This is a genomic window from Lactobacillus ultunensis DSM 16047 (assembly GCF_001436305.1).
In the GTDB taxonomy this organism is placed as follows: Bacteria; Bacillota; Bacilli; order Lactobacillales; family Lactobacillaceae; genus Lactobacillus; species Lactobacillus ultunensis.
In genome coordinates this window covers 1-7,992 of the sequence record NZ_AZFO01000054.1, presented here as the reverse complement: position 1 = coordinate 7,992, position 7,992 = coordinate 1, and the positions used below count along the sequence as shown (strand labels likewise).

7 protein-coding genes and 1 pseudogene are annotated in these 7,992 nt (G+C 36.5%); 5 read left to right on the top strand and 3 right to left on the bottom strand.

The window, feature by feature from the left end; genetic code table 11:
- Nucleotides 1–183: 183 nt before the first annotated feature.
- On the top strand, nt 184–1,221 hold the full coding sequence (locus tag FC57_RS09985; protein ID WP_007126189.1) for a zinc ribbon domain-containing protein: 1,038 nt from the start codon (nt 184–186) through the stop codon (nt 1,219–1,221).
- 60 nt (nt 1,222–1,281) lie between these two features.
- Here FC57_RS09985 and FC57_RS09980 read toward each other — a convergent pair whose 3' ends face one another.
- Nucleotides 1,282–2,664: an NAD-dependent succinate-semialdehyde dehydrogenase gene (locus FC57_RS09980; protein WP_007126190.1), complete on the bottom strand. Its 1,383-nt coding sequence runs from the start codon at nt 2,662–2,664 to the stop codon at nt 1,282–1,284.
- A 163-nt stretch (nt 2,665–2,827) separates the two neighbouring features.
- On the opposite strand from FC57_RS09980, the gene FC57_RS09975 reads away from it, so the two are divergent.
- The gene (locus FC57_RS09975) at nt 2,828–3,331 is read left to right on the top strand and encodes a nucleoside 2-deoxyribosyltransferase (protein WP_007126191.1); all 504 of its coding nucleotides are present in this window, start codon (nt 2,828–2,830) and stop codon (nt 3,329–3,331) included.
- A 39-nt stretch (nt 3,332–3,370) separates the two neighbouring features.
- On the opposite strand, the gene FC57_RS09970 is transcribed toward FC57_RS09975, so the two are convergent.
- Together FC57_RS09970 and FC57_RS09965 are read right to left on the bottom strand one after the other, a co-directional pair.
- Complete coding sequence (locus FC57_RS09970) at nt 3,371–4,228, bottom strand: helix-turn-helix domain-containing protein (protein WP_007126192.1); 858 nt, start codon at nt 4,226–4,228, stop codon at nt 3,371–3,373.
- Between the two features lie 2 nt (nt 4,229–4,230).
- A pseudogene (locus FC57_RS09965) lies at nt 4,231–5,024 on the bottom strand (alpha/beta hydrolase fold domain-containing protein).
- Nucleotides 5,025–5,182: 158 nt separating this feature from the next.
- On the opposite strand from FC57_RS09965, the gene FC57_RS09960 reads away from it, so the two are divergent.
- From FC57_RS09960 to serS, 3 genes are all read left to right on the top strand, one after another.
- Nucleotides 5,183–5,791: a TVP38/TMEM64 family protein gene (locus FC57_RS09960; protein ID WP_040529605.1), complete on the top strand. Its 609-nt coding sequence runs from the start codon at nt 5,183–5,185 to the stop codon at nt 5,789–5,791.
- A complete protein-coding gene (locus tag FC57_RS09955; protein WP_007126195.1) occupies nt 5,791–6,342 on the top strand; it encodes a GNAT family N-acetyltransferase in 552 nt (183 codons plus the stop codon). The genes FC57_RS09960 and FC57_RS09955 overlap by 1 nt, the downstream gene beginning before the upstream one ends.
- Nucleotides 6,343–6,565: 223 nt before the next feature.
- Nucleotides 6,566–7,873: a serine--tRNA ligase gene (gene serS / locus FC57_RS09950; RefSeq protein ID WP_007126196.1), complete on the top strand. Its 1,308-nt coding sequence runs from the start codon at nt 6,566–6,568 to the stop codon at nt 7,871–7,873.
- The last annotated feature ends 119 nt before the right edge of the window (nt 7,874–7,992 follow it).

Genomic DNA, 7,992 nt, shown 5'->3' with positions numbered 1-7,992 from the left:
GTCTACTTGACAGGGAATGTATCATATGGTTATCCATAGGGCTGTTTTTGTCTGTTCTACAGCTTTTAAATAAAATTTAGGTCAATTATCCATGCCTAATAAAAAATGAAAGACGTTGGAACTATTTGCTTTCTGAGTGCATGGTATAATTATCAGTAAACATTCAAAGAAGGGATTTTTTATATGACTACGTGTCCAAACTGTGGTCACACGATTAGTGATACAGATGATATTTGTCCTAACTGTGGCTTTAATCTGAAAAAGTATCGTGATGACTTTTTTACAGATGAACATAAAAAAGCAAAATATGAAAAGCCGGACGAAGATAAACGAATCGCCAGCCGAGCAGCTTATCGAGAAGAATTTTATCCAGAAAAGCAAAATTCTACCGTTCAAAGAATGATTGCTTGGGTAAGACAAAATGCGACATTAGTTTTCTTATTAGGCGTATTTTTGCTGATCCTAATGAGCTTCTCAAGAGCAGCTGGCTGGGTCTGTTTCTTAGCTTTAATGGTTTGGCTCTTTATTGTTTGTGATCGTAAAGAAAAAATCGAACAATATACCGTTGACAAGCGATTAACTGAAAAAATAAATCGGATCGGCTCCAATGTGTTTAATCGTGTTGATGCACGTGGAGATGCCGTAAAAGAGCGCAGTCAAAAGTTTGTCCAAAGTCATCCCCATGTTGAGAATCGTGTGCAAGAGATCAGAAAGCAACGACAACATCGCTTTAATTACGTTCAGCTTTCAGTGATTTTGACCGCATTGATTAGCCTAATCGTTTTATTTACCGACTCTGGTGCATCTGTTTCAGCTGTTAGTTATACACAACGCATGTCAATTTCAAATGTGATTTTTAGTTTAGCTGGACGGCTGTTATCATCAGGTTCAACTTCAATTTATTCGCTTATTCTTTACGTAGTTTGGCTTTTGTTGTTCCTTTTCCCAATTTTTATTATTTACAATATTTTGAAAAATACGAAGGGGAGTCAAACTTTAGCATTTATTTTGTCATTGATTGAGACTATCTTCTTGATTTATTTGGTATATAAAATGTCCAGTTCGACTCGAGCTGCAACAGGAGTTTTAGCACAATTGACTAGTCAATTGATTACCTATGCAGTATCGCTCGGTGCATCTGCATACTTCTTAATCTTAGCCAGTGTTTTAACTACTGGACTTTCAGGATTTAATTTATTTAGAAAAAACAATAATCAATAATTAAGATAAAAGAAAAGACCAGATTCTGAATCTGGTCTTTTGTATTAATAAGAATTATTTTTATTGATTATTTTTGGTAACATCAATTACTAAATGTTCATTGACGAATGCCATCATACCTAATTCACTCAATTCACGACCGTAGCCGGACTTCTTAACACCGCCAAATGGTAATTCACCTGAAGTAATCCAGCGACCGTTAATGACCGTCATTCCAGTTTCAATTTGAGCGGCTACTTTTTTAGCGCGTTCAATATCGCTTGAGATGACAGATGAACCTAATCCATAGCTTGAATCATTAGCTAGTTGAATAGCATCGTCATCATCATCAACTACAAATACTTCAGCAACTGGGCCAAACAATTCTTTGTCGAAAATTGGATTGTCCTTATCAATGTTAGTTAATACAAGAGGTCTGAAGAAGGCACCTTTAGAATCAATTTCAGGATATTGATAAAAGACTTTAGCACCAGCATCAGTAGCGGATTTAACTTGTGCTTCCAGCTTTTCTTTAGCTCTTTCTGAGTTCATCGGAGGCAAAGTAGTGTCATTTTCAAGAGGATCGCCTGCTTTTAAGCTAGAAAAGACATTCTTTAATTCGTGTAAAACTTCGTCATAACGAGATTTTTCTACAATGATTCTCTTAGATGAAGTACATACTTGACCATCATTATAAGTACGAGCGTCGTTTAATACGTTGCGCAATACTTGTGGATCAGCATCATCTAAAACAATGAATGCATCATTACCACCAAGTTCCATTGTTGATTTCTTTAAATTCTTGCCTGCTGCTTCAGCAACTGCAGAACCGCCACGTTCTGAACCAGTTAAGGCTACTCCTTGAATTCTTGGGTCAGCAATAATATCAGCTAATTGATCATAAGTTGGGTAAAGGTTAAGCAAACTTCCTTCAGGTGCACCGGCACGCTTAATGATTTTAGCAATTAAAGCAGTTGAGCCAGGAACATTATGTGCATGCTTTAATAAAACAGGATTGCCCACGATGAAGTTAGGAGCAAATACACGAATTACTTGATAAAGTGGAAAATTCCATGGTTCACAAGCCATAACGACGCCAGTTGATTGCTTTAAGTAGTATGCATTGCCTAAATCACTTTCAAGTGGGGTAGGTTTAAGCATTGCGGGGCCTTTTTCTGCATAATAATCACAAATAGAAGCACAAAGTTCAACTTCTTCTTTGGATTCTCGTAGCAACTTGCCCATTTCCAATGTCATTATTTTAGCTAGTTCATCTTCATGTTCACGCAGAGCATTGGCAACATCGTGTAAAATCTTAGCACGGCTTGCTGGTTCCTCGTGACGCCACTTTTTATAAAGAGCATGAGCTAAGTTGATAGAATCATCGATTTGCTTAGCTGTTGGATTATCATAATTAGCAAATTCTTCGTTAGTATATGGATTAATTGATTGATATCTAGACAATTTCTTTCCCCCGTTTATTTATAAGTATAAGTTTTATCTTCAATAGCCATATGATTATTATAAAGCGTTTGCAAATAAAACACATAGATTTGTGCTTTTAGTTAAGAAAAATGCATGTTAAAATGAGAAAAATTAATTTTGAGCAAATACGAGGGAGAAAATAATGGATAAACAAGTTTCTACCGCAACCATTTATTTAGGTTCACCTTTTTATAATGATGATCAACGAGCACGTGTTAAGAAAGCTCGAGCAATTTTGAAGAAAAATCCAACGGTTGTTCGTGTTCATTTTCCGTTTGATCAAGATTTCGTTGATCCTGAAGAAAAAAATCCAGAAATTGGCGGTATTCGTAGCATGACTTGGCGTTTGGCTACTTACAATAATGATTTAACCGGAATTGTCAATGCAACTTGTGGCGTTTTCTTGTATGACATGGATAATATCGATGATGGAAGTGCCTTTGAGATTGGTTTTATGCGGGCAATGCATAAGCCAGTTATCTTAGTACCTTTTACTAATGATCCAAATAAAGAGAAAGAAATGAACCTCATGATTGCTCAAGGCGTTACAACAATCATTGACGGTAATACTGAATTTGAGAAATTAGCAACTTATGATTTTAACACAACACCTGCTAATCCAGTTGTTGGTTATAAGATTGTTTAAGATAAAAAATTGCCTGGGAAATATTCCCAGGCATTTTTGTTAGGCATTCAATTGCTTTAGTAATTTCCGTGCTTTGTTTAGCGTGATGTGATTACGATTTATTCGAGCGAAGGCGCAAGCATCGTGTAAATGTTGACTAGTAATTTCCTTCTTTTTGGCTTGCTCCATATCGTTGATGCCTTGTCTTAATAGGATTCGTGCCATGTAAAAAATTGCATGGTGATCAATCCCAATTCTATATGCATAACGAAGTAAAGAATTAGATTCTCTGTACATTTTGCGTTCTCCGTAGAATTCACCGGCATCACATAGTACAGCTAAAATATGCATTGTAGTTAAAAGATTAGTAATTTCTACGTCCATAATAGTTTTAAGGATTTGATCATAATAATGTTCAGCTTTTTCTGTTTCACCTTGTTTAGCATAAATCTGACTACAGCCATTAAGAGCTAACAGGCGATAAATGTCATTCTTAGGCAAATTATTTGCCGTTAGAATATTATTGAAATAGAAAAGAGCACTCATATCGTTACGATCACTTTTTAAAGCATATTGTCCTCGTAAAAAATGATAGTGCACTTTGTCCTCGTCACGCTTTAAATCATGAGGATCAATTTGCGAGAGGATGTTTAAAATTTTGGCGTAATCAAAGTTAATAAATAGAAAGTCGGCTTCAAATAAAAGATGAGTGATTTGTTTATTATCGCTTCTGGTCATGATATCGCCAACCTCGATATCCATCCGATCCCAAAGCTGTTTAAGAATTTTAAATGAAGGCACCTGACCGTTATTTTCAAATTTGCTTAATGTTGATTGTGTACAGATGCCATGACAAAGCTCTGTTTGTGACAACTTTTTTGTTTTACGAATTAAAATAAATTTTTCTATATTAATCATGGCTATTTTTGTCTCTTAATTGTTTGGTACAAAAAGTCTAGTGATTCATCCACGTAATCCTTGCCGTAGTCCATTGCATGACCATGACCAGGAATAACTAATAATTGTACGCCATGGTTTTTGTTGGCTAAGTACTTATGAAATCTAATACTGAATCAAGGGGCGTCAATTCGTCAGTAGAGTTAATCATCATTAACTTATCTAATTTCCTTAAATCATAGGATTTAACATCAAGCTTTTGTAGGACTTTAGCTTCAGCAGTACCGGTGTAAGTTAAAGTAAAGTATTTATAAAATGATTGTCTGATTTGTGCTGGGTCAGTGATACCAAAATCTTCTTCAGCTGCTGGAGAAGGTTTGACGTCATCGTGTTCCTTTATCCAATTTGAATATTCAACTGGAGCGGACCATGTAACGGTAGGAAAGCCATACTTACCAGCAACGTATAACGCCATTGTGCCACCAACACTAGCTCCAATTTGTACGATGTTTTTGGCGTCATCCTCATCGGTATAGTCTGACTTAAGTAACCAGTCAACGAAGTGCAATGCATCTTCATGGGCTGCTGGAAAGACAGATGCAGGTGCCAAGCTGTATTCAGGGATGAAGGTCATAAACCCAACATTAGCTAAATTAACGCCAATGCTTTTGACGCTTTCTTTGTTACCACGGAACCAGCCACCACCATGCCAAAAGATTAAAATCTTGGTTGCAGAAGTTGTATCATTTGGGTAATAGACATCGGCTCCTAATTTTTTGTTTTCATCGTAAATAACATTATTTTTAATTACAACCATGAAACGCATCCCTTTCTTGAATCTTATCAAGAATATTATATATTAACTGCATGATTAGATGAGATTAATAAGTATTTTTTTAGTTTTTTTGTATTGCGGCTTTATCGGTGTTTTTTTGATAGAATTGACATACTATAGCTTTGAAGGAAGGCGAAGACATGCATCATTTATCAGCTAAGGCTAGTCGAAAATTAATTAATATTGCAACAATTGTCTGCGGCATAATTATCGTTTTGCTAGTAATTTATTGGTATCGTTTAGGTATATTTACTGATCAAGCAAAAATGCGAGCATATTTGGCAGATAAACGTATTATTGGGCCGATTATTTTCGTACTAATACAGATCGTCCAAGTTGTCATTCCGATTATCCCTGGTGGCGTATCTCTATTGGGCGGTGTGGTCTTCTTTGGACCGATTGCTGGATTTATTTATAACTATGTCGGCATTTGTATTGGCTCCATCATTAACTTTTTCTTAGCCAGACATTATGGACGACCATTTATTTTGCATATTGTTTCAGAAGAAACGCTGGATAAATATATGAAATGGACAGAGAATCAGAGCAAATTCAACTGGTTCTTTGCCATATGCATCATTGCACCAGCAGCACCAGATGATGTGCTTTGCTTGTTAGCTGGATTGACAAAAATGAAATTTTGGACTTATTTCTGGATTATTATTTTATGTAAACCTTGGACAATCGCGGCTTACAGCTTTGGTCTGCAATATGGAGCAAATTGGTTATTGAAGCTGATGGGTAAGTGATGCTTGAATCTAAGAGAATTTATTTAAGGCGCTTTGAGGAAAAAGACGAATCTGAATTATTGAAATGGGGAAGTAATCCTCGTTATCATGATATGGCTGGGTTTGAGAGAATTGATAATATAGAAGAAGCCAATAAAGCAGTCAAGCAGTATATGCTTAGGCCAGAAAGCTATGTCATTTGCTTACGTAAAACTAACACGGTCATTGGATTAGTGGAATTATATGAACGTGGCATGGATGAGCAAAGCGGACTTTTAAAAACAAAGGAAGTTGGTTTCCTGTTGGATCAAGCATATGAAGGTCATGGTTATATGACTGAAACATTACGTTTGATCTTAGCTTACGCATTTAAGAAAAAGCGTCAGACTGAAGTATGGGCTGGTACTTTTTTGACTAATAAAAAATCGCAAAAACTCTTAGAAAAATTAGGCTTTAAATATATTTATACTATCGATTACAGTCATGTAAGCGCGCTTTTTTCGTATCAAGAAAAATATTATTTGCTCAATAAGGCAGAATGGCTTAAAATAGACGCAAACACGAAATCCTAAGACTGCTTCAGAGAGTTCACGGTTGGTGCGAGTGAATGCATAGTCGTTTCCAGATTTCAGTAATGTGGGCAATTAATAGTTGCACGGTTTGGCGTCGTTATTCGCCTATTAAGAGGTGCAGTTCAATTTGAACTGAAGATGGGTGGTACCGCGAAACCGTGTAAGAGCCGATTCGTCCCAATAATAGGGATAATCGGCTCTTTTTTATGCATGGAGGTTTTATATGCTTGATATTACAGTGATTCGTGAGAATCTTGATTGGTCAAAAAAGAAGTTGGCTACACGTGGAATTAAGCCAGAAGAATTGGATGAATTAGTAGAAATTGATACTAAGCGTCGTAAGGATTTAACTAAGAGTGAACAATTAAAAGCTAAGCGTAACGACGTATCTAAGCAAATTGCTGAAAAGAAGCGCAACAAGGAAGATGCTAGCGATGCTATTTCTGCAATGCGTGAAGTAGGTAAGGAAATTAAAGACTTAGATAAAGAAGTTGCTGAATTAACTGAAAAGCAAAACTATATTTTGCTTAGATTGCCTAACTTCCCAGCTGACTCTGATCCAGTAGGCCCAGATGACAGTTACAATGAAGAAGTTCGTAAGTGGGAAGAACCAACTAAGTTTGACTTTAAGCCAAAGGCTCACTGGGACATTGGTACTGACCTTGGTATTTTAGACTGGGACCGTGCTGCTAAGGTTTCAGGTGCTCGTTTTGTTTACTACATTGGTGCAGGTGCACTTTTGGAACGTGCCGTATTCAACTTCTTCCTTGATGAAAACACTAAGGAAGGCTACACCGAAGTTATCCCACCATATTTGGTAAACGATGCTTCAATGCAGGGTACTGGTCAATTCCCTAAGTTTCATGAAGATGTTTATACTATTGTGGACAATGATGATCCAGATAAGCCACGTGACTTAACTTTGATTCCAACTGCCGAAGTTCCTTTGGTAAACTACTTTAGAAATGAAATTATTCATGGCAGTAAGTTGCCAATCAATGTAACTGCTTTGTCACCAGCATTTAGAAGTGAAGCAGGTTCTGCTGGTCGTGATACTCGTGGTTTAATCAGAATGCACGAATTCCGTAAGGTAGAAATGGTTAAGGTATGTAAGCCAGATGAATCATGGGACGAACTTGAAAAGTTGACTCATAATGCAGAACACTTATTGCAAAAACTTGGTTTGCCATACCACGTAGTTGCTTTATCAACTGGGGATGCAAGTTTCACTAGTGCTAAGACTTACGATCTTGAAGTTTGGATGCCTGCACAAGACAAGTACCGTGAAATTTCAAGTTGTTCAAACTGTACTGACTTCCAGGCACGTCGTGCACAAATTCGTTACCGTGACGAAGATGGTAAGCTTCACTTAGCTCACACTTTGAACGGTTCAGGTTTGGCTGTTGGTCGTTGTGTAGCTGCTATTTTGGAAAACTACCAAAACGAAGACGGCTCAGTAACTGTTCCTGATGTTTTAGTTCCATACATGAATGGTATGAAGAAGATTACTAAGGAATCAAGTTTACTTTAATTTGAATAAGTAAATATAATTGATAAAAGTATTCTGTTTTTACTCGTTGAGAGTGAAAATAGAATACTTTTTTGCTTTTTTACAGAAATTTTCAAAAAAATTTTGCTGTTTTTTGCTAG

Bases quoted from the DNA above. Each gene is read 5' to 3' on its own strand.
- serS (WP_007126196.1), top strand. From the start codon at position 6,566: ATGCTTGATATTACAGTGATTCGTGAGAATCTTGATTGGTCAAAAAAG.
- FC57_RS09975 (WP_007126191.1), top strand. From the start codon at position 2,828: ATGGATAAACAAGTTTCTACCGCAACCATTTATTTAGGTTCACCTTTT.
- FC57_RS09960 (WP_040529605.1), top strand. From the start codon at position 5,183: ATGCATCATTTATCAGCTAAGGCTAGTCGAAAATTAATTAATATTGCA.
- FC57_RS09970 (WP_007126192.1), bottom strand. From the start codon at position 4,228: ATGATTAATATAGAAAAATTTATTTTAATTCGTAAAACAAAAAAGTTG.
- FC57_RS09955 (WP_007126195.1), top strand. From the start codon at position 5,791: ATGCTTGAATCTAAGAGAATTTATTTAAGGCGCTTTGAGGAAAAAGAC.
- FC57_RS09985 (WP_007126189.1), top strand. From the start codon at position 184: ATGACTACGTGTCCAAACTGTGGTCACACGATTAGTGATACAGATGAT.